At 41.3% G+C, this 26,521-nt stretch carries 16 protein-coding genes; 1 reads left to right on the top strand and 15 read right to left on the bottom strand.

Annotated elements, in window-relative coordinates; genetic code table 11:
* Nucleotides 1–633: 633 nt before the first annotated feature.
* From ACRD69_RS14205 to ACRD69_RS14185, 5 genes are all read right to left on the bottom strand, one after another.
* Nucleotides 634–3,555 (bottom strand): GH92 family glycosyl hydrolase, encoded by a 2,922-nt coding sequence (locus tag ACRD69_RS14205; RefSeq protein WP_430815765.1) that lies wholly within the window; start codon nt 3,553–3,555, stop codon nt 634–636.
* Nucleotides 3,556–3,646: 91 nt separating this feature from the next.
* Nucleotides 3,647–5,203 carry a basic secretory protein-like protein gene (locus ACRD69_RS14200; RefSeq protein ID WP_430815764.1) on the bottom strand — a complete coding sequence of 519 codons (1,557 nt, stop codon included), beginning with the start codon at nt 5,201–5,203 and terminating at the stop codon, nt 3,647–3,649.
* A gap of 23 nt (nt 5,204–5,226) precedes the next feature.
* Nucleotides 5,227–6,675, bottom strand: a complete 1,449-nt coding sequence (locus ACRD69_RS14195; protein WP_430815763.1) for a basic secretory protein-like protein — start codon at nt 6,673–6,675, stop codon at nt 5,227–5,229.
* 91 nt (nt 6,676–6,766) lie between these two features.
* Nucleotides 6,767–9,094, bottom strand: a complete 2,328-nt coding sequence (locus ACRD69_RS14190) for a GH92 family glycosyl hydrolase (RefSeq protein ID WP_430815762.1) — start codon at nt 9,092–9,094, stop codon at nt 6,767–6,769.
* Nucleotides 9,095–9,105: 11 nt separating this feature from the next.
* Nucleotides 9,106–11,370, bottom strand: coding sequence for a GH92 family glycosyl hydrolase (locus ACRD69_RS14185; protein ID WP_430815761.1), 2,265 nt, complete (start codon nt 11,368–11,370; stop codon nt 9,106–9,108).
* 25 nt (nt 11,371–11,395) lie between these two features.
* Here ACRD69_RS14185 and ACRD69_RS14180 point away from each other — a divergent pair, with 25 nt between their 5' ends.
* Nucleotides 11,396–11,551, top strand: coding sequence for a hypothetical protein (locus ACRD69_RS14180; RefSeq protein ID WP_430815760.1), 156 nt, complete (start codon nt 11,396–11,398; stop codon nt 11,549–11,551).
* On the opposite strand, the gene ACRD69_RS14175 is transcribed toward ACRD69_RS14180, so the two are convergent.
* From ACRD69_RS14175 to ACRD69_RS14130, 10 genes are all read right to left on the bottom strand, one after another.
* Nucleotides 11,535–13,034 carry a RagB/SusD family nutrient uptake outer membrane protein gene (locus tag ACRD69_RS14175; RefSeq protein WP_430815759.1) on the bottom strand — a complete coding sequence of 500 codons (1,500 nt, stop codon included), beginning with the start codon at nt 13,032–13,034 and terminating at the stop codon, nt 11,535–11,537. The genes ACRD69_RS14180 and ACRD69_RS14175 overlap by 17 nt on opposite strands.
* Nucleotides 13,035–13,044: 10 nt before the next feature.
* Nucleotides 13,045–16,287 carry a TonB-dependent receptor gene (locus ACRD69_RS14170; protein WP_430815758.1) on the bottom strand — a complete coding sequence of 1,081 codons (3,243 nt, stop codon included), beginning with the start codon at nt 16,285–16,287 and terminating at the stop codon, nt 13,045–13,047.
* A 92-nt stretch (nt 16,288–16,379) separates the two neighbouring features.
* Nucleotides 16,380–17,348, bottom strand: coding sequence for a FecR family protein (locus ACRD69_RS14165; RefSeq protein WP_430815757.1), 969 nt, complete (start codon nt 17,346–17,348; stop codon nt 16,380–16,382).
* A gap of 102 nt (nt 17,349–17,450) precedes the next feature.
* The gene (locus tag ACRD69_RS14160; RefSeq protein WP_430815756.1) at nt 17,451–18,050 is read right to left on the bottom strand and encodes an RNA polymerase sigma factor; all 600 of its coding nucleotides are present in this window, start codon (nt 18,048–18,050) and stop codon (nt 17,451–17,453) included.
* A 314-nt stretch (nt 18,051–18,364) separates the two neighbouring features.
* Entirely contained in the window at nt 18,365–19,645 is a 1,281-nt protein-coding gene (gene ilvA, locus ACRD69_RS14155; protein WP_430815755.1) for a threonine ammonia-lyase, read from the bottom strand.
* Nucleotides 19,646–19,798: 153 nt separating this feature from the next.
* Complete coding sequence (gene leuB, locus ACRD69_RS14150) at nt 19,799–20,863, bottom strand: 3-isopropylmalate dehydrogenase (protein ID WP_430815754.1); 1,065 nt, start codon at nt 20,861–20,863, stop codon at nt 19,799–19,801.
* Between the two features lie 200 nt (nt 20,864–21,063).
* Complete coding sequence (locus ACRD69_RS14145; protein WP_430815753.1) at nt 21,064–22,596, bottom strand: alpha-isopropylmalate synthase regulatory domain-containing protein; 1,533 nt, start codon at nt 22,594–22,596, stop codon at nt 21,064–21,066.
* A 246-nt stretch (nt 22,597–22,842) separates the two neighbouring features.
* On the bottom strand, nt 22,843–23,442 hold the full coding sequence (leuD, locus tag ACRD69_RS14140; protein WP_430815752.1) for a 3-isopropylmalate dehydratase small subunit: 600 nt from the start codon (nt 23,440–23,442) through the stop codon (nt 22,843–22,845).
* 15 nt (nt 23,443–23,457) lie between these two features.
* Nucleotides 23,458–24,861, bottom strand: a complete 1,404-nt coding sequence (leuC, locus tag ACRD69_RS14135) for a 3-isopropylmalate dehydratase large subunit (RefSeq protein WP_430815751.1) — start codon at nt 24,859–24,861, stop codon at nt 23,458–23,460.
* Nucleotides 24,862–24,944: 83 nt separating this feature from the next.
* Nucleotides 24,945–26,441, bottom strand: coding sequence for a 2-isopropylmalate synthase (locus ACRD69_RS14130; RefSeq protein WP_430815750.1), 1,497 nt, complete (start codon nt 26,439–26,441; stop codon nt 24,945–24,947).
* Between the last annotated feature and the right edge of the window lie 80 nt (nt 26,442–26,521).

Raw genomic sequence — 26,521 nt, 5'->3', positions numbered from 1 at the left:
GGAATAACGATTAATGCGGTATCTGATCCCTAAAGGATTACTTTTTATAAATAATGCCCAGGCTATCGAAAAGCGAGACTGATCTATGGATCGGGAATAAGGAATTTATACCTTATTAACCGACTTTTTAATTCCTAAACAACGAAAAACATCGAAGACAAGCATATTCCTATACTTAACAATAATGTTTTCAGTGTTGCAAGAATTGAGAGAATCTTAGCGGTTAGATACGCAAAAGCGCCTAAAACGTGCTTCGGTAATCCTTCGGTAGTTCCTCGGTACTTCTTCGGTAATCCTTCGGAACCGCTTCGGATCAACCTCGCTGCCAGCGAGGTTGATCCGAAGAAGACCCGTAGATAGTACAAAGCGGGGCCTTTAATGGCAGGAAGCAAATGTGCGCAACGTTAAATATATTCTGTTAATACCATGCAGCTGTATTCTCAGTTATAAAACCTCCATTGAGACCGTTTTTTACCATATCCGACCAAATTGACCATTCGTAATTAGAAAATTGGTCCACACCAATCCTGAATATGGATTGGATAACACTGAGACACGATGGTCATCGACAGGTATACGATAAACTTTATAAGAGCCAAAAACTCCGGACTCTGACCCTTCAGGTTGGAATAGTCACCGGCGATGAAAAAAAACGTTTTCAGGCATGGTCTGACGATCAATTCCAGGCCCTTCCCATTCTGTCTTAAGCTCAATACCATCAGAGCATTGATAGAAACCAATCTCAAATGGATGATATCCCCTGCTGAGTTCTATACTGCACGCTTGAGCGAATGGAAGTGACTTTCTTCCATCACTTTCAAACTGCTCACGGCCATTAATTTTTAGCATACAACCATCATTAGCTGAAATATAAAAAGTATATGTGCCAGAACGAGGAATATAGATCAAACCATCATAAGTAAGGCCAATCCACTCGTTTCGTTCACAAATATCCAGTGTTGGTGCATTGACAATACCTGATTTAACAGGCTTGTCCTGCACGTAGTCATATATAGACCGATAGATCCCTTCGTAGTAATTAAAACGTAAGCCTTGCTTTAAACTCAGCGTATTAAGCGGTAATGGACTTTCTTTAATTATATGACGACTTACCACGTAACCATCTTCGCAACCAATTTTGTAAGAACGCATTTTAATTATCGTACTTTCATCAATAACAAAAGGAGAATTGAATTCAGCACTTCTTCTGTCAGGTTCACTTCCGTCAAGGGTATAATGAATAGTTGCTCCATCATCGCATCGCATATCAACAACAAACTCATTAATGAATACGTCGGATGGATTTGTCAGATAGCAATGTGGTGCAGCCCGATAGGTTTCAGTAACAGGCAGATGCTCCTGAAACCACTGTTGATCTGGCTGGTCATCCATATTAAAAGACAGATCGCCACCTTGCAATAATTCCTGGTGAGTAATAAAGCTTTTGCGATAATCTTCTCCATTATATTCTAAGGAACGTACATAGACATTTTCCTTACTATTGTTTATTGACAGCAACTTCGTGGTATTGCCATTATCCAAATGTATCTTTACCTCATCAAAGACAGGTGAACCAATTGAGTAATTGGGTGAACCTGGATTATCGGGGTACAATCCCATGGCACTCATCACATACCATGCTGACATTTGACCACAATCTTCGTTGCCACATAAACCAGATGGTGTATCGTCGTACTGACTGGCCATAATATAACGTGCCATCCTCTGCGCTTTCCATGGTGATCCCGCGTGATTATACAAATAGGCCATGTGATGACTCGGTTCATTGCCATGAGCATATTGTCCTACCAAACCGGTCACATCGGTTCCCTCCTCAAGTTGATAGGCCATTTCGGTTTCAAACAGACGATCAAGCCACTTTTCCAGTTCCTTTTGTCCTCCAAGCAAATTTATCAGCCCTGGCACATCATGAGGGACAAACAGGCTGTATTGATATGAATTACCTTCTGTATAATTATAGCCAACGGCCATTGGATCAAACTCCTCTACCCAGGTGTTATCGGCCAGCTTACCTCGCATAAATCCCGTTGATGCATCATAGATATTACGATAGTTTTTGGATCGATTCATAAAATAATGGTAATCCTTAAGCTTACCTAAAGTCCTGGCAACCTGAGCCACACACCAGTCATTATAGGCATATTCGAGGGTTTTTGAAACGCCCTGACTACTTCTATCGGATGGAACGTAACCCAAAGTGCGATAATCTTTTAACCCACGTTTATCAAGCATGGCAGTTTTATACATTTCCGCATAGGCTTTCTCCAGATCATAGTTGTTAAGGCCCTTTACAAGAGCATCGGCTATAAGTGATACAGCATGATAACCTATCATACAACGCGTATCATTTGAGGCCAGTTCCCACATTGGTAACTCCCCATACTCTTGACTTTTACGGACAAGGCATTTGACAAAATCATTACTCAATTCCGGTTCTATGATTGTCAGCAATGGGTGAAGGGTACGGAAAGTATCCCACAATGAGAAAACCGTATAATTGGTAAAACCTTCTGCCTGATGCACTTTACCATCCATACCCCGATAACGCCCATCAACATCCTGCGACAGGTTTGGTGTCAGTAATGAATGATACAACGCCGTATAGAAATTGCGTTTCTCCTTTAAACTACCACCTTTTGTCTCTATTTTACCTAAGCGCCTTTGCCATTCAGATCTGGCTAGTTCGCAGGCCTTATCAAAATTAAGACCCGCAGCTTCTTCCCGTAAATTTGCCAGTGCTCCATTGGCACTTACCATTGATAAAGCAACCTTTACTTCTATTTCCTCTCCCTCTTCAACCTGCCAATTGATCACCGATTGAAGGGCTCTTCCTTTCAGGAACTCTTTTGAGGCATGCATTTTTCCATCCTCATAGAAATTAACGGATTCAAATGGTTTAGAGAATTCCAGGGCAAAAAACAATCGTTGATCACCTGCCCAATATTTCGAGCGGCGTTCACCTTGAATAGTTCTGTTTCCAGTAATTTTAATTTCTGCACCGATAACCGGATCCCGATGAATCAAGTCAAGCATCAACATGGCTTCACCAGCATTATCGAAAGTATAGCGATGATACCCAACTCTTGGTCCTGCAGTTAACTCTGCCTTAACATTATAATCTTCAAGATAAACCGAATAATAACCAGGTTTGGCAACTTCGAAATCATGAGAAAAAACAGAGCGATAACCATTATGAGGATCTTCACTTGTCCCTGGCTCAAGCATTAGCTCACCTGTAATTGGCATTAACAAAATATCACCATAATCAGAGACACCTGTTCCTGACAAGTGAGTATGGCTAAAGCCGATAATAGAAGAATCGGAGTAATGATAACCTCCGCATCCGTCCCATGATTCATCATTTCGGGTGTCAGGACTTAACTGCACCATTCCAAAAGGTACCTGTGCACCCGGATAGGTATGACCATGCGCTCCCGTTCCAATAAACGGATCTACATACTGTGTATAATCTGTCTGGCGGTTGCATGCACCCAGCAAAAGTACCAGCACCATTAAAGGCCAAAATCTATTCATATCGTTTAATTTGAAATCCCGGCCCGGCACCGTTCAGATGCATTTCGAGCCGGGATATTATAATCCACCTACATTTAATACCTCTTATCTGTTATTCCGCTTTTCCCAAAAGCTCAAGTTCTCCTATCATAATACGTTTGTTATCACCTTCTTCAATATCCGCTGCAAGCGATATCTTATGGAACTTATAATAATCAGTATTCTCAAAAACAAACTCCTTTCGCTCTTCAAAACTCACAATACCGGTACTTTCCACCACAGTTATTTCAGACCAGTTCTCTCCGTCATTTGAACCGTACAATACAAATTCATCCGGCGTAAATACATAGTCAATGCCTAAGATATTGGCAGTGGCTGTTATGGCAACTTTATTAATCTTAAAGGAATTTGCTGTTTCAAAAGTATACCAGGTTGTATTATTCATATTAAAAAATGCAGTAGCCGGGTCATTGTCATATGCGAATTCAGGCAATCCCCAGTCAAAGAAATCGAACTCTTCCGACTGGTAGGTAACTGTTGGGTTCTGATCAGTGATATCTACCAATGATTCGGAAACATCATCACCTCCGAAATCAACATCTTCACCGGCACGCATGCGTCGTAACAGCTCATCAATTTCTTCAATTTTACCACTTTCAATATCCTGCTGGTATTCGTTCCATAAAACCTGCACTGACTGACCGGTAATTTTCTTTGTAGCAGCCTCCCATGACCATGGATTAATGGTCTTTGCAGAGTGATTTAATTCGTTTAAGAAATTCTGATTCTTTGTGTGTAGCCAATCGATAAAGAAACCTGATGTCTTATAACCATCATTCCAATGACCACCGGCATTTCTGTCACCTGTTGTCAGGTAACCGCTTACATAACGTACATAATCAGCCATACCTTCGATAAAACCGAAGAAATCATCACCCTGCTGATAATTACCGGCACCCTGAGGTGTAAACTGGTAACCATGCGTGATCTCATGATACAAAACTCCTTTTACCTCAGCTAATAGCTCTGCATCTGTCATCCCTTTCTCTTTACAGTTTTGCAAATAGGTAGCACTGAAAAAGATATTTATCCGGGGAGCTTGCCCTCCTTTGGCTGAAATACCATCATTGTCTTCAACTGTGTAGTCAATTGTATGAAGCTCATCCATCTCTCCCGGACAAACAAATAACCAGCGAGCCACATCAAAACAAGCTGTTTGAATCAATCTCACGGGATCCGGAACAATGTGCTCATAAAGGTTTTTATCAGCTGCTGTATTTTTGAAATTGACTGCTGGCAGGACCACATCTTTCCAGCATTCTTCTCCATAAACTGTTATAAATTCTTCCTTTACGATGATGTTTTGCTTAGCCCCATCTTTAACAGTTAAGGATACTTTGTAAGTACCTGCACTAGTATAGCTTACTATGGGATTTTCTTCAGAACTGGTTGATGGCTGTCCTCCTTCAAAACTCCACTCATACTTGTTGGCTCCAATTGAAGAACTGGTAAATTGTACTTCTTCACTTATAAAAACCCGACTTTTATCGACCGAAAATCTGGCTTGCAAAGGTGTTTGCAGATGTTCAATACTGAACTCTTCCTCTTTCTGACATGAAACCAGCAGTGCCATGACCGCCATGATTGAATACAATACTGTTTTTTTCATTTAACTTGTGATTTAAGATTTGATTAATTAGTTGATTCATTTTTCAGATAGGTCTGATATTCGTCCCATAAGTCCTTTACAGAAGCAGATAGAATATCCTGGCAAGCCGAATCCCATGACCATGGAACAATAGTTATAGCGCTCTGATTTAGTTTATAGGCAAAGTCCTTATCCTTTGTATGTAACCAGTCAATAAAAAAAGCGGTGGTTTTGTAACCATCGTTCCAATGGCCCCCCGGCTTTCTGTAATCGTAACTTGAATAGCCTGCATTTAAGCGCACATAATCTGCAATACCTTCTATTAAACCGAAATAGTCAGCTCCCCTGGCATATCCACCAGCTCCTCTGGGCGAGTATTGATAACCATGCGCCAGTTCGTGGTACAAGACTCCAACAATTTCAGCAATTAGTTCTTCATCACTTAAAATGCCTTTCTTTTTCTTTAGGTAACTGGAACTGAAAAAGATATTAATATGAGGTGGATTACCTCCTTTGGCAGAGATGGTTTCGATGTCTTCGATGGAATAGTCAAGAACCTCAAGCACATCAACCTCATCAACGCTCCTGTATAAGATGTGGCAAACATCCAGGCTTACCTGCTTTATCAAATCAATAGGTTCTGGTACCAGTTCTTTGTATAAATCCCCGTTACCTCCAAGGGTTTTGTTTACAAAGTTGATTTGCGGATACTGAAAATGGTCCCAGCCTCCTTTCCGCTTAACAATTACAAAGTCATTAATAAGTATAGTGTCTGAATAGCCATTGTTACTAGCGATCAGCTTAACCGGATACTTGCCATGGGACTTGTATTCAATAAGAGGATCGTCTTCAGTACTGCTTGAAGGATAGCCCCCTTCAAAGTACCATAAGTAATCAGCTGCTTGTTCAGATTCATTTTTAAATTGTACAGCTCCCTGATCAAAAAAAGAGGCATTACCAGCAGTAAACTTCGCTATTGGTCGCTCGTCATTAGCATCCCATAGGCCGTTTAACTCAATTTCGGATAATTGAAGAATATCATGACCGTCCGTTGAAAAAGAAAATCGATAAAAGGCGTAATCCTCATGCACCGCAACATCAAATAGGCGGGTCATATTCCGTTCTTCAAACACCTGCTTGCTTCTCGAATCCAGAAGTATCCATTCTTTCCCATCCAAACTCCCCTCCAGTGTCCAGGTTTGGGGGTCACGACCGGGTTCATCGTTACCCGACACCAATGAATAAGCAGTAAGACGCGAACGTTTAACAGGCTGAATGGTAATGGTCGCCGTACGGCTGAACGTCAGGAATTTTGAATAAACATCACCATCTACAAGCTTAGTAACATCTTCACCTACCGGTGAATTATCTTGTTTAGATTCTATTGAGCACGTATATGCTGTTAGCTTATACTCTTTCTGAATTTTCTTTGAACAAGACGCAAGAAGGGCTGTGCAGACCAATAAACGGCCTGCATATTTAAATAATTTCATTGTTTAAAAAATTAATCTCAGTATTTAAATATCACGACATAAGGCGGATTTATACATCCTTTAACTGATAACTAAAAGGTCATTTTTCGTTTTAATTATTAGAATAAGGTACGGAAGCGGCATCAACACCCCATGATTTTGAGGGACGACTACCCATTTTAAAAATCAGTTCACCTCCGTTTACGATATCATTGTGCCTGATATAACTCTTATCCCAGGGTTTCCCATTGAGGGTAACCGACTGAACGTAGATGTTCTTCTTGGAAGCATTTTTAGCTTTAATGATAAACTGCTTTCCGTCTTCAAGATCAATAATTGCCTTATGAAGTGAAGGAGAACCAATCACGTATTCTCCCGAGCCCGGACAAACCGGATAAAAACCCATGGATGAGAAGATATACCAGGCCGACATCTGACCACAGTCATCATTGCCACATAAACCGTCTGGTTTGTTCAGATACTTGGTGTTAATGATCTCATGCACGCGCTCTGCCGTTCTCCATGGTTTACCAGCCCAGTTATACATATAAGCCACGTGATGACTTGGCTCATTACCATGCACATAACCACCCATAATTCCTTCGCGGGTAATATCCTCAGTATGTTCAAAATACTCATCAGGAATATGCATGGTGAACAAGGAATCCAGATGTTCTGAGAAACGATCCTTTCCTCCCATTTCACTTATCAAACCTCCGACATTCTGAGGCACATACAGGGAGTAGTTCCATGAGTTTCCTTCTATAAAACCGGCGCCATGTGTATCAAGTGGATCAAAGTTATCAAGAAAATCTCCTGTCTTTGTTTTGGGACGAATGTAGCCTGTTTGAGGATCAAATAAGTTACGCCAATACTCTGAACGCTTTATATACGCGCTGGCCACATCATTTTTACCAATAGCTTTGGCCAGTTGAGCGATGGCATAATCATCATAGGCATACTCCAAAGTGATGGAGGCACCATAATGACTGGTTTCATATGGAACATATCCATACTTTTTATACTCCCCAATACCTTCATAACGGTCGTAATTGGCACTTGAAATACAAGCCTCCAGTGCTTTTTCAGCATCAAAACCTTTGATCCCGTTTACATAGGCATCTGCAATAACAGGTACCGCATGATAACCAATCATACACCAGTTTTCATTACCAAAGTGGCTCCATACCGGCAGGATGTTATGCACGCTTTGTTCATAATGAGCCAGCATTGAGTTAATCATGTCTGAAGAACGCCCCGGTTGAATCAAGTTCAGTAAAGGATGCTGAGCCCGGTATGTATCCCATAACGAGAACACTGTATAATTAGTAAAACCAATGGCCTGATGTATATTATGATCCAAACCCCGATACTGTCCATCTACATCCATATACTCACTTGGGTGGATAAAGGAATGATACATCGATGAATAGAAAGCTATCTTCTTCTCTTCCGACGCATCAATTTTAATCCGACTCAGCTCTTTCTGCCACATGGCCTTAACCTCTGATCGTGTCTTATCAAAATCGAAGTGAGGCACTTCAGCATTAAGATTCTTTAAAGCTCCTTCGGTACTAACTGCTGATAAAGCAAATTTTATTTTGATCTGCTCACCTTCTTCTGTAGCAAAATCGAAATTTGCTGTTAATGCTTTACCAGCCATTTCAGGGAAATTATCGGTCTGATCAAACTTACGCCAGAATCCGTTGTATTTTACCTCTTCATCATTAGAACAACCATAAGTTTTAAATGCTTTTGAAAAACTCATGGCAAAATACTGATAGTTTGTGCGCGCCCAGCCACGTGTAATGCGATAACCGGTTACCAGTGTGTCATTCTCCACTCTGATAGCAGACCATAACACTTTACCTTCATAATTATAAATACCATGTGTTAGATCCAGAATGATATGCGACTCATCTGACTGAGGAAAAGTATATTGATGAAAGCCCACACGTTGAGTTGCTGTTAACTCAGCTTTAATGTTGTAATCATCCAACTCTACCGTGTAATACCCAGGCTCTGCCTTTTCTGTTTCCTTTCGAAACATTGATCGATAACCCAATGAGGTATCATGGATGGTACCTGGATTATGCTGTACATTACCAACAGTTGGCATTACCAGAAAGTCTCCCAGGTCAGAATGACCGGTGCCACTAAAATGGGTGTGGGCAAATCCAACAATCGATTGATCAGTATATTGATAACCTGCACAATAGCGGTACACTTCTTTATTATATTTTCCATTGTTAAAGAATTGAACACTATCGGTATCAGGACTTAATTGCACAATACCAAAAGGTGCACATGCACCCGGAAACACGTGTCCCATTTCCTGCGTGCCTATGAACGGATCAACATACCGGGTCAGATCCTCATTCTGAGCCTTTACAATCACTGTCTGAAACACTAAGAGAACAATTACTACTACTTTATTCATGATCATAGCTTTTAAATACCTGTCAGGGATGGAGGATAACTTTTAACAGGGGCTGCCCAATCTTTATTCGGCACACTTCCCAATATAAAATGTATTGTTGCTCCATCTTTTATATCATTAAATGTGAACCAACTCTTCTCCCAATTTACACCATTTATATTAACTGACTGGATATAAATATTCTCATCGGAGAAGTTTTCTGTCTTAATTTGTAATTCTTTTCCATTACTCAGGGTCATGGTTACCGAAGGCACTGCAGGTGAAGTGATAATGTATTCATCACTACCCGGGCAAACAGGATAAAAGCCCATCGCATTGAAAATATACCAGGCACTCATTTGCCCGCAATCGTCATTACCACACAATGAGCCCGGCGCATTACCATACTGTGTATCAATAATATGACGCGTTAACTGTTGTGTTTTCCAGGGTTGACCAACCCAGGCGTATAAGTGTGTTACGTGATGACTTGGCTCATTACCATGCCAGTATTCACCTATTCGACCATGAATATCATCCACGCCTTTATAGTCTTTCCCACTACTGTAGTTAAACACCGAATCAAGCTGTGAAGCCATGGCTTCTTTGCTTCCGTATAGTTCCACCAAACCATTTACATCGTGAGGAACGGTCCATGTGTATTGCCATGTGGTTCCTTCGGTAAAGGCGCCTAAATGTTCAAAGTGATGTGTATCAAAATCAGGAATCCATTGTCCTTTGCTATCTTTAGGTCTCATCCAGCCAATTTCTTTATCAAACAGATTCTTATAAGCCATTGCTCTTTTCGAAAAGCGCTTATGATCTGCATCTTTCCCTAAAGCTTTTGCAAAACGCGCAATACAATAATCATCGTATGCATACTCAAGGGTTTTCGATACTGATTCGTTTTCAATATCATAAGGCACGTAACCCAACACCTCATATTCTTTTGTAGCATCGTATTCAGGATGTGTGGCAGAACTAACACATGCTTCGTAAGCCAAATTCCAATCAACCCCCTTAACACCTTTAAAATACGCATCTACTATAACAGGCACAGCATGATAACCAATCATACACCAGGTTTCGTTATTCCAGAATGACCAGATGGGTAACAGTTTATCCGGACTTTGCTGATAATGGGCCAGCATGGAGTTGATCATATCTGCATTTCGCCCGGCCTGAGTTAAGCAAAACAAGGGATGTGTTGCCCGGTATGTATCCCACAATGAGAACACAGTATAATTATCAAAACCACTTGCAGTGTGGATGTTTTGATCCAATCCACGATATGATCTGTCCACATCGAAATAGCTTGTTGGAGACATAAATGCATGATAAGCTGCTGTGTAAAAAGTCTCTTTTTGCTTTTGATTACCTTCCACATCAAATTTGGCCAACTCGGCATTCCATAGAGTTTTACTCTTATTTACATAGCTGTCAAAATTCCAATCTGGCATTTCAGTTTGTAGGTTCACCATGGCATTCTCAGTGCTGATTGGTGAAATACCAACTTTTACAGCAATCTGCTCTGCATCGTCGGTTTTGTAATCGGCTATAAACTGTAAGTCAGGACCTGCTGCCTCTTTACTGCTGCGAAAACGATAGGTCTTATAAGAGTCGTATTTTACTTCTTTGCCGTTTGAGAAGATGCGTGTTGCATAAAAAGGCTTTGAGAACTCAGCCGCAAAATACACATATCGCTCTTTAGCCCAGCCTTTTACCTGGTGCATTCCTACAATAGTATTTTGGTTGATAACACGTACATTAGACCAAACCACATCAAAGCGCAGTACATGACTTAGATCTAACACAACATGTGCACTGTCAGCTTTCGGATAGGTGAATCGCATCATACCGGCTCGATTGCTTGACGTGAGTTCTGCCTTTACCTGGTAATCATCCAGTACCACAGAATAATAGCCTACTTCAGCTATTTCATTTTCATGAGAGAACCCGGATAAATAGCCTGGTTCGGTAAAGTCCTTTTTACCTGGACGAATATGCGTCTTTCCAACCGTAGGCATAAACAATATATCTCCCATATCAGGAATACCTGTTCCATGCAGGTGAGTCATTGAAAAACCATATATGGTGCTGTCGGAGTATTCGTACCCCGAAGCCGCTCCCCATAACCATTTCTCAGTATCAGGACTTAGCTGAACCATCCCAAAGGGCACTTGTGGTCCCGGGTAAGTGTTCCCCTCCCCCAGGGTGCCAACCAAAGGATTTACATAGGTGGTATAGTCCTTTACAACTATACTGCGACTTGGCTCAACAGAAGATGAACATGCCATCAAACTAAAGATCAAAGCAGTAATTATGAATAATTTATTAAGTAGCATAAAGAAAGAATACTTTGAATTTAGAAGAAAAGATCCGGCCACACCTGCAAAATCAGGAAATGGGAACTACCACTCAGGTGTAGCCGGATGCATTTTAAACAATTCTTATAAAACTGTTAATTGGAAAGGTTAGGATTATTATCAGTGGCGGTTAAAGGATATGGGAATACCTCTTTGCCGCTTGTTGGCTCTTTATCCCACCAGGCATCGCCGAATTTTCCGAAGCGCACCAGGTCTTGACGACGATGACCTTCAAATGAGAATTCACGTCCGCGTTCTGCCAGGAACTCATCCAGTGTCAAAGTTGCTTCTGTGTAATTATGGTCCGCATTTCCAAAAGCACGTTCCCGAACATTGTTAACGATTGGCAAAGCATCGGCCGTTTTTCCAAGTCTTACCAATGCCTCAGCCTTCATCATCAGCGCATCTGTATGACGGAAAATGACAAAATCATTGTTTAAGCCCCATGCTTCTCCAACGACCACTTCATACTTAACACTTCGCGCACCTTCATCCTCACGGGAGTTGGTCATGCTCGTTATATCTATTGTCAGCACCAGTGGCTCATCCTTTGCTTCTTCAACACCAAGCAAAGGATTTCCCTCCTGATCAAACTGCGGCCCCACAAGAAATTGCTCCAGTCGCGTATCAGCCGCATCGAAAGAACGATAATGATCGGGCTGCACCACAATACCGTTCCATGGCATATACTGCAAGTTAAAACCCTGTTGATGACTATAATGCATCATGAAAGCATGGTGATAAAAACCGCCAATTTTGTTTTCTTCAAACGGAATAACGAAGATGTTTTCATCGCAGTTTTCGTTGCGTGCTTTAAATGGCTCCTTCCAGTCAGCTACCATATTGTATCCAGAGATTTTATTTACCTCGTTGATACAATCCTGCCAACGAGCTGTTCCTGTATACACCTCACTGTTCAGGTATATTTTAGCCAATAGCATATGAGCTGCCGCTTTGGTAAAATGCCCGTATGCTGACGACTCCCCTTTGACAGGCAGATCATTAATAACTGCATTTATCTCGTCTTCGATAAAGTTAATCACATCAGCAGCTTGCTCAGGGGCAGGTGAACGTGGTTCTCCTACTTTGGTTACAACAGGAACATTGCGAAAATTATCAACAAGCAAATAGTAATGGAAAGCACGTAATGCACGCAACTCAGCTTTCATCTGCTCAATTGGAACCGGCAGATTCATATTGGATACATCCACGCCCTCGATATTATTCAGAAATTCGTTACAATAGCCAATGGCCTGATAAGTATTATTCCATGCTCCTTTAATTTCATGGTGCTCAGGTGTCCACGTATGATAATGCAACTGTTGCCATTTACCACCATCGTAACCATGCTTTCCTTTTTGCGTCCATGCGGCACAATCAGAACTAAGCTCTCCACATATCCAGTGAGCCAATGATGACGTTACATACAAGCGGGTGTATGGCTTCAGGTAATTGGCTGTTACCTCTTCGGCCGAGCTATAGAATGTTTTGGTTGTTGTATCAGAGAAAACCTCCTCCTCAAGATTGGTACAGCTGGAAATACCCAGCAATAACAACAACATCAATAAAGGATTATATAATTTATTCTTGATCATCATTTTACTTTTAGAATTTAACATTTAAACCTACTGTATAAGTCGTTGTGCGGGGATAGAAGCCACGTTGGTCAACACCAGCTTTGGCACCCAACTCCAATTCCGGATCTAAACCTGAATAATCAGTAAAGGTCACCACATTCAATGCTGAAAAATAAACCCTTGTATAATCCAGTCCGAATAACCACTTTTTAGGTAGTGTATAACCTAATGTGATGTTATCTAACTTTAAGAAATCACCCTTTTCGATATAATAATCAGAATATTGCGGATCGGCATTAACAGGTGAATTACTTGCCGACACTAACATATTTCCCGGGTACCACAATGGATTACCATAATACATCTTGTTCACATTCAGAATATCAAAACCAAATGCCCCACGGAAGTTCATAGAGAAGTCAAAACCCTTAACATTTACATATGGACTGAATGATAAATTAACCTTTGGGTTACCGTTACCAAGGAATGTACGGTCAGCATCAGTAATGCCTTCTTCGCCATCAAAATCCTCAAATATCCATTTCCCGTCTTCAGTCAAGCCTTTGTACTTATAGCCATAGAATGAACCGATGGGATGTCCTTCTTCATAGCGAAAAATAGTTCCCAGCTGACCAGGTGCCGGCAAGTCTTCGTAGTTAACAGCCTGAAACTGGAATGTCTCATCCGATAAACTTACCAGCTCATTTTCGTTATATGAGAACGTAGCATCCAAACCAACATTCCAGGTTCCATTATCCAGAATTCTGGTATTTAAGGCCAATTCCACTCCCTGGTTATTGATCTCTCCGATATTAGATAATACTTCTCCGTGAATCATAGGTGGAACCTGTGCAACAAGGTTCCATAATAAGTCGCTTGTTTTACGCTGGTATGCATCAATCGAACCACTCAGGTGATTATTAAAGAATCCGAAGTCGATACCAATATTGGTTTCCTTCTTGGTTTCCCATTGCAAATAAGGATTAGGATTACTGGTTGATCCATATGACTTTACATATTGTCCATTGATGATATACATGCTGCCGGCTCCCATTCGCGGAATAGACTGATAAGGATTGCTGACAATGTTACCTGTTACACCGTAACCAACACGCAATTTCAATTCAGATAACCAGTCGGTATCACTCAAAAAATCTTCCTCAACAATTCTCCATCCGGCAGAAACAGCAGGGAATGTAGCCCATTTGTTATTTTCTCCAAACTTGGATGATCCTTCGCGACGAACAGTGGCTGACAATAAATACTTACTCTCATATGAATAGGTGAATCGACCAAAGAATGCGATCAGTTTCTCTGTTTGTTTATAGCTGTCCATATCTGCTCGTCCTTCAGCTAAACCACCGCCGGCACCTAAATCATGATACTTTTGTGCATCGCTGATAAAATCCTTGTTCTCGGCCCAAAACTCTTCATAGGAGCGACCCTCATAACTGTAACCTCCCAAAAGGGTAAACACATGACTGTTGAACACCTTTTTGTAATTGGCAGTTCCCTCAAACATTTTCTTATATCGATGCCATGTTTTTTGTTTGGCACGCCCCAGGTATCCACCTGTTTCAGAGCTACGTGATTCGATCTCATCGTATTCGTGCTCTAATAGATCGCGAATATCCAATGCTCCAAAACCACTTAAGGTAAAGTTTTTAAACAGTTCGAAATCGGCACGAAGGCTCATCTGACTATTCTTTTCTTTACCTCCCCTACGTTCCTGGTCCAGTTTAGCAACCGGATTAAACTCGCCATAGCCACTTGGCTGCCAATAGGTGCCGTCAGCATTTCGCACCGGTTGTGTCGGATTTAATATAGCTGCCATGTCAAATGCTGAATAAGAAGTGTAATCCTTATCCATGATCGTTGATGACATGTTTAACTGAACTTTTAAGCGATCGTTATAACCCTTATGAGTTAAATTGATACGACCATTTAAATATTCTTGTCCTGTATTTTTAACTATACCTTCAAGATTACGGTAGTTAACAGAAGCACGATAGCTCAGCTTTTGGTTACCACCAGAGAATGAAACATTATGAACATGTGAAATATTCTTGCGGATGATCTCTTCTGACCAATTGGTATTGGCACCACCATCAACATAGTTAATACCTGTTGCATCACCATAGGCACGATACTCATCAGCCGATAAAACATCAGGTAAGGCAACGGCATCTTCCGTGGAGACATAACCGGAGTACTCAACTTTCAGATCACCTGTCGCCCCCTTTTTGGTGGTGATAATAATTACCCCGTTTGTACCACGTGTACCGTAAATAGCTGCTGCCGAACCATCACGAAGCACATCCATGCTTTCAATATCTTCAGGCGCCACCGAACTAATATCACCACCGGTGATACCATCGATAATGATCAAAGGATCGCTTGAGGCATTTAACGATGAAGTACCACGCAAGCGCACGCGCGGACTAGCATTGGGATCAGTACCTGAAGTACGTACGATCTGCAAACCTGCCACCTTACCTTCAATTGACTGCAAAGCATTGGTTGCAAAACCCTTATTAAAATTATCGGCTGTTACCTTAGCAATAGAACTGGTAACTTCTGTCTTTTTTTGAATACCATATCCAACAGCCACTACCTCTTTCAATCCTATTGATTCTTCTACCATTGTGATATTAATGGTTGAACGCCCGGCCACATTAATATCCTGTGCCTGGAAACCAATAAATGAAAAACTCAATACAGTTTCCTCAGAGCTTACTTCAATCTTATACTTACCATCAATCCCGGTTATGACACCATTGGTGGGATTTGCCTGCTCAAAAACGTTAACTCCCGGCAATGGCTCGCCCGTATCATCGGTCACCAGACCTTCAATAAGCAATTGTTGCTGTTGTTGCACCTGTGAATTGATACGCACTACTTCATCTTTAACCGGATAGATAATCACGTTATTATCTACCACACGATAGTCCAGACCGGCTTGATTCAGAACCATCTGAAGCACTTCCGAAACGTCTGTATCAGTCGCCTTGATCGACACCTGGCTGTTATCATTGACCAGGTCGTTGTTATAAATAAAGTTAAGGTCGCTTTGTGCCTTAATCACTTCCAGGGCTTCCTTAAGACTTGCTTTCTTAAGATCCACATTCACCTTTACAGACTGTGCCTCGGTCAATGCCGAAACCTGAAGTCCGAAAAAAATCATCAATACTAAGGTCAATCTCATGACTTTCCACAATTTACCGTAGGAATCGCCTAAACGCAATCCTTCCCGGAACGGTTTTTTTTTCATAAATTTGAATCGTTTACTTGTTAAACAAAGAATTGAATACTACTTTTTGAGGAGATGTTGGCGCATCTCCTTTTTCTTTTCTACATGCTGATTTATTTTGTTATGACAACATATTCGCCTAATGCTTTAAAGGTGAAATTTCGGGCAGCTGATAAATATCCCAATAATTCGAACAATTGTGCATCGCTAAAATCACCTGAAAAACGATAATCTTTTACCTCATCGTCCATTATTACTATTTTGACATCAAACTTACGTTCAAGCATAACAGCAATCTCAGACAGTGTATTATTATATAGGACGATTTGTCCATCTTTCCATTTTCCTATTTGTCCATCGGCCAGATCCCTGATGTTAATTTCACCGCTTTCCTTGTTTAATATCGCCTCCTGTCCCGGATTCATAAAAACAGATTGCAACTGATTGAAATCTCCATCGAGACGTACGCGACCCTCATCCAGCACCGCTTTAATTTCTGCATCTTCAGGGTAAGCTTTAAGGTTAAATTCAGTTCCCAACACACTTAATGTCAGGTGTGATGTTGAGATCTCAAAAGGTTTGCTTTCATCTTTTGTAACATCAAAATAAGCCTCACCCAGCAAAACGATCTGGCGTTTTTCACCTTCGAAACCTTTCTGCAGAACCAGGGTGGAACCAGAGTTTAGTTTAACTGCAGTACCATCGGGCAACACAATATCTTTTACCTCACCGTATGCCGTGGCATATTGTACCATCTCTGATGATGCACCCATTTTGCTGATATTCCATATTAAGGACAAGCCAAAACTAATTGCCAGGATGGCAACAGCTGCATACCACAAACGCATTGTTCTGGCATTTGATGGTTCTTTAACTATTTGTCTCAGAGTACGGCTAACGATTCTTTGCTTAACCTCGTGCTTCACATCAGGGTTATGCTTTTTCCAGAAAGAACTCAGATACCCAACTGTCTGGCTATTGATCTCCTCGTCAGAAACATCCTTCAGTGTAGAATCGGCATCCTCCTCTTCTCCGCTTAAACGGCGGCCTAAAGAATTATATTTTTCTTCGATTGCATCCATATATTATGCGCTTTCATATATATGACGCAAAGAAGAAAAAAATCACCAGTAAGAATTATGATTTTTTTAAGGAATTTTATCTTCTAACTGAATATCTGCCATTTAAGTTGCCAGTAAACCAAGAAAGACCTTAAGAATTTGCTGACTATCCGACTTATCCTCCTTCTCAATGGCCTCACATATTTTCTTAATTGCAGATGCCACATGGTAATCAACTGTTTTAACCTTGATATCTAATATCTCGGCAATTTCTTTATACTTTAGGCCTTGCACTTTGGCCAGTGAAAACACCATTTTTGTTTGAGCAGGCAAGTAATCAATGGCTCTTAGTATTTGTTGCAGTTTCTCTTCCTTGAGCTCTGATTCATCAGGGGTATCAACCGGTTCGAAATAATAAGTTGTGATGTCTTCTATTGATACGATGTCTTTATTTTTTTGAGACCTCAGATAAGAAATAGCCTGATTGCGAACGGCACTATACAAATAGCTTTTGAGGTTCAAAACCCGATCAAGCTTATCGCGCCCCTCCCATACTTTAATAAATACATCGCTAACGGTTTCTTCAGCAACAGGCGAATCATATAAGATCCCTTTGGCAAACAAAAATAAATCGTTGGAATAGAAGTCCATCAAGCGAGCAAACTCAAGGTGATTACCTTGTTGTATCAGCTGAAGATTAATATTTATGCCTGACTGACTCAATACTTTTGGATTTACCCGATTATTGCCCAAAGATAAGTGAATTGTTATTCAAACAAGCTTTAATATACAATTTGAAGTAATATGAACTGATCTATACATCTGCAAAGTCGCCTTGTTTTGTGCCAGATAGTATGGAAGCTACAGTTATATGATCCCGATACGACAAACAGTATATGTCCCACCAATTCAGCTTTTACTCATGAAGTTTCTTTTGAAAAACACAAAGCACGCAAAAAAAGCAAACAGGATTGTTGTATCCTATGTACTTCTTTTTTTGCGTGCTTTGCAATAAGTATATGGTCGGTTTCTTCCTTTTATATCAGGTACTGGAACAGATCTGGTTTCTCATTCAGGTATTCAGCGATAAAACCATTTTCTTCCATTCGTTTTTGCAGACCTTTAAAATCCTCGGGCTTTTGTATCTCAATGCCTATAACAACCGGTCCCATAGCACGGGCTGTTTTCTTTTTATACTCAAAATGGGTGATGTCGTCGCCAGGACCAAGCACCTTGTCAACAAAGGTTTTTAATGCTCCTGAACGTTGAGGGAATCGCACAATGAAATAATGCTTTAGACCTTCGTAAAGCAACGAACGTTCTTTGATCTCTTCAGTACGGGTTATATCGTTATTGCTTCCACTCAGGATACACACCACGTTTTTACCAATAATCTGTTCAGCATAAAAGTCGAGTGCAGCAATACTTAAAGCACCTGCAGGCTCAACAACTATGGCTTCATAATTATACAGCTCAAGTATTTTGGTACATATCTTACCTTCGGGCACCAAAACAATATCATCTAATACACGCTGACAGATGGGCAGATTGATGGCCCCTACACGTTGAACTGCTGCACCGTCAACAAACTTATCTATCTTCTCCAGTTCAACTACTTCGCCTTCTTCCATGGCCTTCTGCATGGCTGGAGCTCCGGCAGGTTCAACACCTATGATCTTTGTTTCAGGGGTAATTTGTTTAATATAGGCTCCTAATCCGGAAGCAAGGCCACCACCACCAATTGGCACAAAAATATAATCAATAGGTTTGTCGCATTGCTCAAGTAACTCAAGGCCAACAGTCGCCTGTCCCTCGATGATCTGCGGATCATCAAAGGGGTGAATGAATGTACGCCCAGTGCGGGCACATTCTTCCATCGATGCATTATAGGCATCGTCATAAGTATCGCCTTTAAGTATAACTTCAACAAAGCCCTGCCCGAACATTTTTACTTGGTTAACCTTTTGCTTCGGTGTTGTCGCAGGCATAAAAATATAACCGTTGATACCCAGTTCGCGGCATGAATAGGCTACACCCTGTGCATGGTTACCGGCACTGGCACATACAATGCCTGAAGCCACCTGCTGTTTGGTTAAACTTTTAATTTTGTTGTAGGCTCCACGTATTTTATAAGAGCGAACCGACTGCAAGTCCTCTCTTTTTAATAATACGTTGGCACAAAACTGTTTGGACAGATTATGATTCTTCATCAAAGGTGTGGTCTCAACCACATCAGAGATGGTTTCTTTTGCTTTTTTTACAGCATCGAGTGTTGGGTAGAAATCTGAAAATGCTGCTATTCCGTTTTTTGTTGTCATTTTGCTGATGGGGTATTAGAATGATGTAAGTAGTGAGATGATTTACATGATGCTAAAAAATTAACAAATCTTGTTTATTTCACACTTAGTTTGGTAAGCGACGTTTATTAAAAACAAAACCTGTCAGAATAGGTCATCCTGACAGGTTTGCAATTAATTCGTTTTAATATAATTAGCGAGCCAGTCACCAACTTCAGATGTTTTACTGACTTTCGCGTCTTTGGCTATGTCTTCAGTTACAACACCAGCATCGAGTGATTTATTGACAGCATCACGCACTGCTTTAGCTTCATCCAGAAGATCAAGGGATTCCAACAACATTGCTGCCGAAAGAACAGTTGCAACAGGATTGGCGATGTCTTTACCCGCAGCCTGTGGATATGAACCGTGGATTGGCTCAAATACAGAGGTATGAATGCCAACCGATGCAGAAGGTAACAAGCCTAATGAACCGGTGATTACTGATGCTTCATCACTGATGATATCACCAAACATGTTTTCGGTTACCATCACGTCAAATTTCTTAGGCCATTGGATCAACTGCATTGCCGCATTATCAACAAACATATAATCCACTTCGATATCCTTGTAGTCACCTTCCATTGCCTGAGCAGTTTCACGCCATAAACGCGATGTAGCCAACACATTGGCTTTATCAATAACAGTCAGTCGTTTATCGCGCTTACCGGCATATGAGAATGCCAATTTTAAAATGCGCTCAATCTCTTCTGTGGTATAAGTACAAGTATCAAAAGCCTTTTTCAAATCTTCAGAACGTCCTTTTTCTCCAAAGTAGATACCGCCTGTCAGCTCACGTACAACCACAAAATCGGCTCCTTCAACAATATCTAAACGCAATGGACTTTTATCAAGTAAAGACGGGAAAGTTGTAACCGGGCGAATATTGGCATACAGGCCTAATTTTTTACGCATGGCTAGCAGACCTTGCTCAGGGCGAACTTTTGCCTTTGGATCATTATCGTATTTTGGATCACCAATTGCTCCAAAAAGAACTGCATCAGACTGCATACATATCTCATGCGTTTCATCGGGATAGGGATTACCAACTTTATCAATTGCCGTAGCACCAACAAGAGCATTGGTATAATTAACCTCGTGGTTATACTTTTGGGCAACTGCATCAATAACTTTTTGAGCCTGTGCCACTATTTCCGGTCCGATGCCGTCACCCGGCAAAACTGCAATGTTTAATTTCATAGTATCAAGATGTAAGTATCAAGTATCAAGATGATGTATAAAACTTTAAAAAACAGCTATGAAAAAGGTCTTGCGTTTTAAGTCTTGCTACTTGAGTCTTATTAATTATTTTTTATAATATGCTGAATTCTAATAGCATCAAGATGATTTACATGATGTTTAAAACACCTGTCTTGTGTCTTGATACTTATGTCTTAAGTCTAATTTATAATCTTCAAATTTCCGTTTTCTATCAAGTTAAGCATTTTAACGGTAGCTTTTATGGCAGCTTCCGTTTGATCAGCGTCCAATCCACGGGTTTTAAACAGTTTACCTTTAAACTCCCATGAAATAACTGTTTCTACCAGGGCATCAGTTTTACCTCCCGGGGGAATTGTTACGATGTAGTCTTCCAGTACCGGATGATTTTTACCCAGCTTATCGTATATTTTCCACAAGGCATGCATAAAGGCGTCATATTGCCCATCCCCATTGGCTGTTTCCTGGTATATCTTACCGTCAATTTCAATACTTACATTGGCTAAAGGCATCAGCCCTTTGGTCAGTTGCAAACTGTAATTCTTTACTTTAATATGTTCCTTGATCGAAGAGCTTTTTAACACATCAGATATGATATACGGTAAGTCTTCGGTTGTTACTGTTTCCTTTTTATCGCCTAATTCAATAACCCTTTCAGTGACTTTTTTCATCTCTTCTGATGAAAGGTCAATACCCAGCTCCTCCAGGTTTTTCAGAATATTGGCTTTGCCCGATGTTTTACCCAGGGCATATTTTCGCACGCGCCCGAATCGTTCAGGCATTAAACGGTTAAAATACAGGTTGTCTTTATTATCACCATCGGCATGAATCCCGGCACACTGTGTAAAGACAAATTCACCAGTTAGCGGCTTATTGGATGGGATACGGATGGCCGAGAAGCTTTCGACCACCTGGCTTACCTTTGTTATTTTCGACTCCTCAACAGAGGTTTTAACTCCTAACTGATCATTAACTAAACCAACAACACTTGCCAGGGGCGCATTACCGGCACGCTCACCCAAGCCGTTAATCGTAGTATGAATACCTTTTACTCCTGATTTAATGGCTGCAAACACATTGGCCACGGCCAGGTCATAATCATTGTGCGCGTGAAAATCGAATTGCAGCTGTGGGTAGCGGGTGATAATGGAAGAACAGAATTCACTCACCTGTTCCGGGTTAAGAATACCAAGCGTATCGGGCAACATAAATCGCCTGATATTTGAATCCTGCAACTGATCTAGCATGAAGTACACATATTCGGGTGAATCGATCATTCCGTTTGACCAATCTTCCAGATAGATATTTACATCCATATCCATTTCTTCAGCAGCGCCAAGTACTATTTTAATATCGGCAACATGCTCCTCGGGTGTTTTGCCCAATTGACCTGTAACGTGTTTCAAAGAACCCTTAGTCAGCAGATTAATGACTCTGCCTCCAGCACTTTGAATCCACTCCAATGATGTGCGGCCATCCACAAATCCAAGTACTTCCACTTTATCCAGAAAGCCCCTTTTAGATGCCCATTCTGTTATCTTTTGCACAGCCCGGTACTCGCCATCACTGACTCGTGCCGAAGCCACTTCTATCCTGTCCACCTTTAACTCTTCGAGCAGCATGGTCGCCATGGCCAGCTTCTCCGATTCGTTAAACGACACCCCGGTAGTTTGCTCGCCGTCGCGTAAGGTGGTATCCATTAGCTCTATTGTCATCTTTTGGTTTTTGTGGTTATTGTTTTGCCAGAGACATTTACAAAGTCATCAGGAATATACGGTTACTGCATTGCCTTTTGTCCTTTGAATGAATTGCTTTGTTTTTTGTTTCAGAATTCCTGTAGGTTGATCATCATCCAACTCCGTCCGGCGATGGCGCGCCGAACGGTAGTCGAGATGACTTTCTATCTATTATCAGACTCTGCTATTGTATTAACTCCGAGACTTTGCGTCTCTTTGTTACTATTAAAACTTAACAGCCTTCGCTTCGTAAGCTTCAATTTCATCGCTCAGGCTCAATAAATAATCGATATCATCATAACCATTCATTAAGCAATTTTTCTTGTATGAGTTAATTTCAAAACCCTCAGACTCACCTGTGCTTACATTGGTTATGGTCTGATTTTCCAGATCGATTTTTACAGCCGCTTTGTTATCGGCATCAACTGCTTTGAACAATCCTGCCAGAAACGCTTCTGAAACCTGCACAGGTAACACACCGTTATTCAGTGAATTACCACGAAAGATATCAGCAAAGAAACTTGATACGACGGCTTTAAAACCATATCCTGCAATGGCCCACGCTGCATGTTCCCGGCTTGAACCACTACCAAAGTTTTTTCCAGCTACTAAAACAGTTCCTGAGTAAGCCGGATTGTTTAATACAAAATCAGCCTTTGGTGAACCATCTTTTTCATACCTCCAGTCATAAAACAGATTATCACCAAAACCATCTTTAGTAGTCGCTTTCAGGAAGCGGGCCGGAATGATCTGGTCTGTATCCACATTTTCGATTGGCATTGGCACAAACGAAGTCTCAACTGTTACAAATTTATCTATAGGCATATTTCTTCCTCCTGATTAAAAGTTAAAGATGGTTCGTGGATCAGTTACAACACCTGTCACGGCAGCTGCTGCAGCAGTTAACGGGCTTGCCAGCATGGTACGCGAACCAGGTCCCTGGCGGCCTTCGAAGTTACGGTTCGATGTGGCCACCGCATACTTACCTGCAGGGATCTTATCATCGTTCATAGCCAGACATGCAGAACATCCGGGCTGGCGTAATTCAAAACCAGCGGCTTCAAGTTGCTCTTTTAAACCTTCTTCAATAGCCTGCTTTTCAACCTGCTTACTGCCAGGTACGATCCACGCAGTAACACCATCTGCTTTTTGCTTGCCTTTTACTGCTTCACAGAAAGCACGCAGATCTTCAATACGGCCGTTGGTACAGCTACCTACGAAAACATAATCTACTTGTTTTCCCTCAAGCTTATCACCAGCTTCAAAGCCCATGTACTCCATCGACTTCTGGAATGATCCTTTTGAGCTGTCCTCTATAGACTCTAATGTTGGTATGTTCTCACAAACCTTAGCTCCCATACCCGGGTTAGTTCCGTAGGTGATCATAGGTTCAATATCAGCTGCATCAAAAGTCAGCTCTTTATGGAATTCAGCGTTCTCATCAGTCACCAATGACTTCCAGTAAGCAAGTGCCTTATCCCATTCCTCACCTTTCGGTGCATTATCACGGCCTTTGATGTATTCAAAAGTAGTATCATCAGGTGCAATCATGCCGCCACGGGCTCCCATCTCGATACTCATGTTACAAACGGTCATTCGTGCTTCCATTGACAAGCTGCGAATGGCAGAACCTGCAAACTCAACGAAATAACCGGTACCACCACCTGTTGATATTTTAGAGATGATGTAAAGGATAATATCTTTCGACGTAACACCTTTATCCAATTCACCCTCAATATTAATGCGCATGCTTTTAGGCTTTGGCTGCATAATGCACTGAGTAGCCAGGGCCATCTCCACCTCACTGGTACCAATACCAAAGGCTATACTTCCGAAAGCACCATGTGTAGAAGTGTGACTATCGCCACAAACAATGGTCATACCCGGCTGAGTAATACCCAACTCAGGACCAACCACGTGTACAATACCGTTGTATGGGTGATTCAGACCATACATGGTTATACCATTTTCTTCACAGTTTTTCTTCAAGGTTTCAACCTGGTGGCGTGATAACTCATCCTGGATGGTTAGATGCTGATTAACCGTAGGAATATTGTGGTCAGGGGTAGCAATTACCTGCGAAGGACGTGCTACTTTCCCACCCCTGGCTTTAATTCCACCAAAGGCCTGAGGACTCGTCACTTCGTGTATAAAGTGACGGTCGATATAAAGAACATTTGGCCCGTCATCAATTGTTTTGACGACGTGGCTGTCCCATATTTTATCAAATAATGTTTTTCCCATTTTTTTAAGTATCAAGTATCAAGATTTAAGTATCAAGATGATTTCCGTCTCCGGTCTTGTGTCTTGATACTTATGTCTATAAATTATCCAATTTTTGAAATAGAATCCAGGAATGCTTCAACCGATGCAGTTATGATATCCACATTTGCTGAGAAACCATAATAGGTATGCCCTTTATGCTCAACCTGAACATGTACTTTACCAAGGTCATCACTTCCTCGGGTAATAGCCTGGATCAGGAATTCTTCAAGATGAACCTTACGTTTAACAAGGGCCTTAACCGCAGTAAAGGCAGCATCAATTGGTCCGTTACCAGAAGCCGTTTCGGTAAACACATCGCCGTTAAAGCTAACAGCCACGGTAGCTGTTGGTATAGTAGAGCTTCCTGAGATTACCTGCAATGATTCCAGTTTGATCGAACGATCCTGCTTTTCTTTTTCAGAACCTGCCAATGCTTCCAGATCTTCGTCTGCAACGTCTTTTTTCTTATCGGCCAGATCCAGGAACTGCTGATAGATATCGTCCAGCTCTGGACCTTCGAATTCATAACCCAAAACATGTAAACGGTGCTTCAATGCAGCACGACCGCTTCGGGCTGTCAATACAATGCTTGATTCTTTAACACCAACATCTGCCGGATCAATGATCTCGTAGTTTTCGCGGTTCTTCAATACACCGTCCTGGTGAATACCTGATGAATGAGCAAAGGCATTTCGACCTACAATAGCTTTATTGGCCTGTACAGGCATACGCATCAGGGTTGAAACCAGCTTACTGGTTTTCATGATCTGCTTCGTATCAATACCTGTCTGGTAGTTAAGATCATGATGTGATTTCATGGCCATCACCACCTCTTCCAAAGAAGTGTTACCGGCACGCTCACCCAAACCGTTAATGGTTACCTCAACCTGTCGGGCGCCATTGGTTACACCGGCCAAAGTATTGGCTGTTGCCATACCCAAATCATTGTGACAGTGGGTTGACAAAATAGCTTTATCCACATTGGGCACATTATTGACAAGGTAAGCGATCTTCTCACCATACTCCTTAGGCAAACAATAACCTGTTGTATCCGGTATATTAATAACAGTCGCACCGGCAGCAATAACAGCCTCTACAACACGGGCAAGATATTCATTATCCGACCGACCGGCATCTTCGGCATAGAATTCCACGTCTTCAACAAAACGTTTGGCATATTTAACAGCTTCAACTGCACGCTCAACAATTTCGTCTTCGTTAGAATTTAATTTGTATTTAATGTGATAAGGTGATGTACCGATACCTGTATGAATACGGCCTCGCTTTGCATATTTTAATGCATCAGCAGCGACTTCAATATCTTTTTTTACAGCACGTGTTAAAGCACAAATAGTTGGATTACTTACAGCCTTAGAAATCTCGACCACCGAATTAAAATCTCCGGGGCTCGAAATGGGGAATCCTGCTTCGATAACATCCACGCCGAGCTTTTCGAGCTGACGGGCTACTTCTATCTTTTCAATAGTGTTTAACTGGCATCCCGGCACTTGCTCGCCGTCTCTTAATGTTGTATCGAATATATAAACTTTATTATCCATGATTAATGTTTTTTGGGTTTTCCGAATTCCTTTCCCCTTCGGATTTTGTTTTGTCTGTGACTAAACAGCTATTAACTAAT

Origin of the sequence: Carboxylicivirga agarovorans, from assembly GCF_050589845.1 — a bacterium.
Lineage (GTDB): Bacteria > Bacteroidota > Bacteroidia > Bacteroidales > Marinilabiliaceae > Carboxylicivirga > Carboxylicivirga agarovorans.
This window is presented reverse-complemented; position numbering and strand designations above follow the sequence as displayed.

Coding starts and splice junctions, on each gene's coding strand:
- ACRD69_RS14205 (WP_430815765.1), bottom strand. CDS start 3,555: ATGAATAGATTTTGGCCTTTAATGGTGCTGGTACTTTTGCTGGGTGCA.
- ACRD69_RS14200 (WP_430815764.1), bottom strand. CDS start 5,203: ATGAAAAAAACAGTATTGTATTCAATCATGGCGGTCATGGCACTGCTG.
- ACRD69_RS14195 (WP_430815763.1), bottom strand. CDS start 6,675: ATGAAATTATTTAAATATGCAGGCCGTTTATTGGTCTGCACAGCCCTT.
- ACRD69_RS14190 (WP_430815762.1), bottom strand. CDS start 9,094: ATGAATAAAGTAGTAGTAATTGTTCTCTTAGTGTTTCAGACAGTGATT.
- ACRD69_RS14185 (WP_430815761.1), bottom strand. CDS start 11,370: ATGGCATGTTCATCTTCTGTTGAGCCAAGTCGCAGTATAGTTGTAAAG.
- ACRD69_RS14180 (WP_430815760.1), top strand. CDS start 11,396: ATGAATAATTTATTAAGTAGCATAAAGAAAGAATACTTTGAATTTAGA.
- ACRD69_RS14175 (WP_430815759.1), bottom strand. CDS start 13,034: ATGATCAAGAATAAATTATATAATCCTTTATTGATGTTGTTGTTATTG.
- ACRD69_RS14170 (WP_430815758.1), bottom strand. CDS start 16,287: ATGAAAAAAAAACCGTTCCGGGAAGGATTGCGTTTAGGCGATTCCTAC.
- ACRD69_RS14165 (WP_430815757.1), bottom strand. CDS start 17,348: ATGGATGCAATCGAAGAAAAATATAATTCTTTAGGCCGCCGTTTAAGC.
- ilvA (WP_430815755.1), bottom strand. CDS start 19,645: ATGACAACAAAAAACGGAATAGCAGCATTTTCAGATTTCTACCCAACA.
- leuB (WP_430815754.1), bottom strand. CDS start 20,863: ATGAAATTAAACATTGCAGTTTTGCCGGGTGACGGCATCGGACCGGAA.
- ACRD69_RS14145 (WP_430815753.1), bottom strand. CDS start 22,596: ATGACAATAGAGCTAATGGATACCACCTTACGCGACGGCGAGCAAACT.
- leuD (WP_430815752.1), bottom strand. CDS start 23,442: ATGCCTATAGATAAATTTGTAACAGTTGAGACTTCGTTTGTGCCAATG.
- leuC (WP_430815751.1), bottom strand. CDS start 24,861: ATGGGAAAAACATTATTTGATAAAATATGGGACAGCCACGTCGTCAAA.
- ACRD69_RS14130 (WP_430815750.1), bottom strand. CDS start 26,441: ATGGATAATAAAGTTTATATATTCGATACAACATTAAGAGACGGCGAG.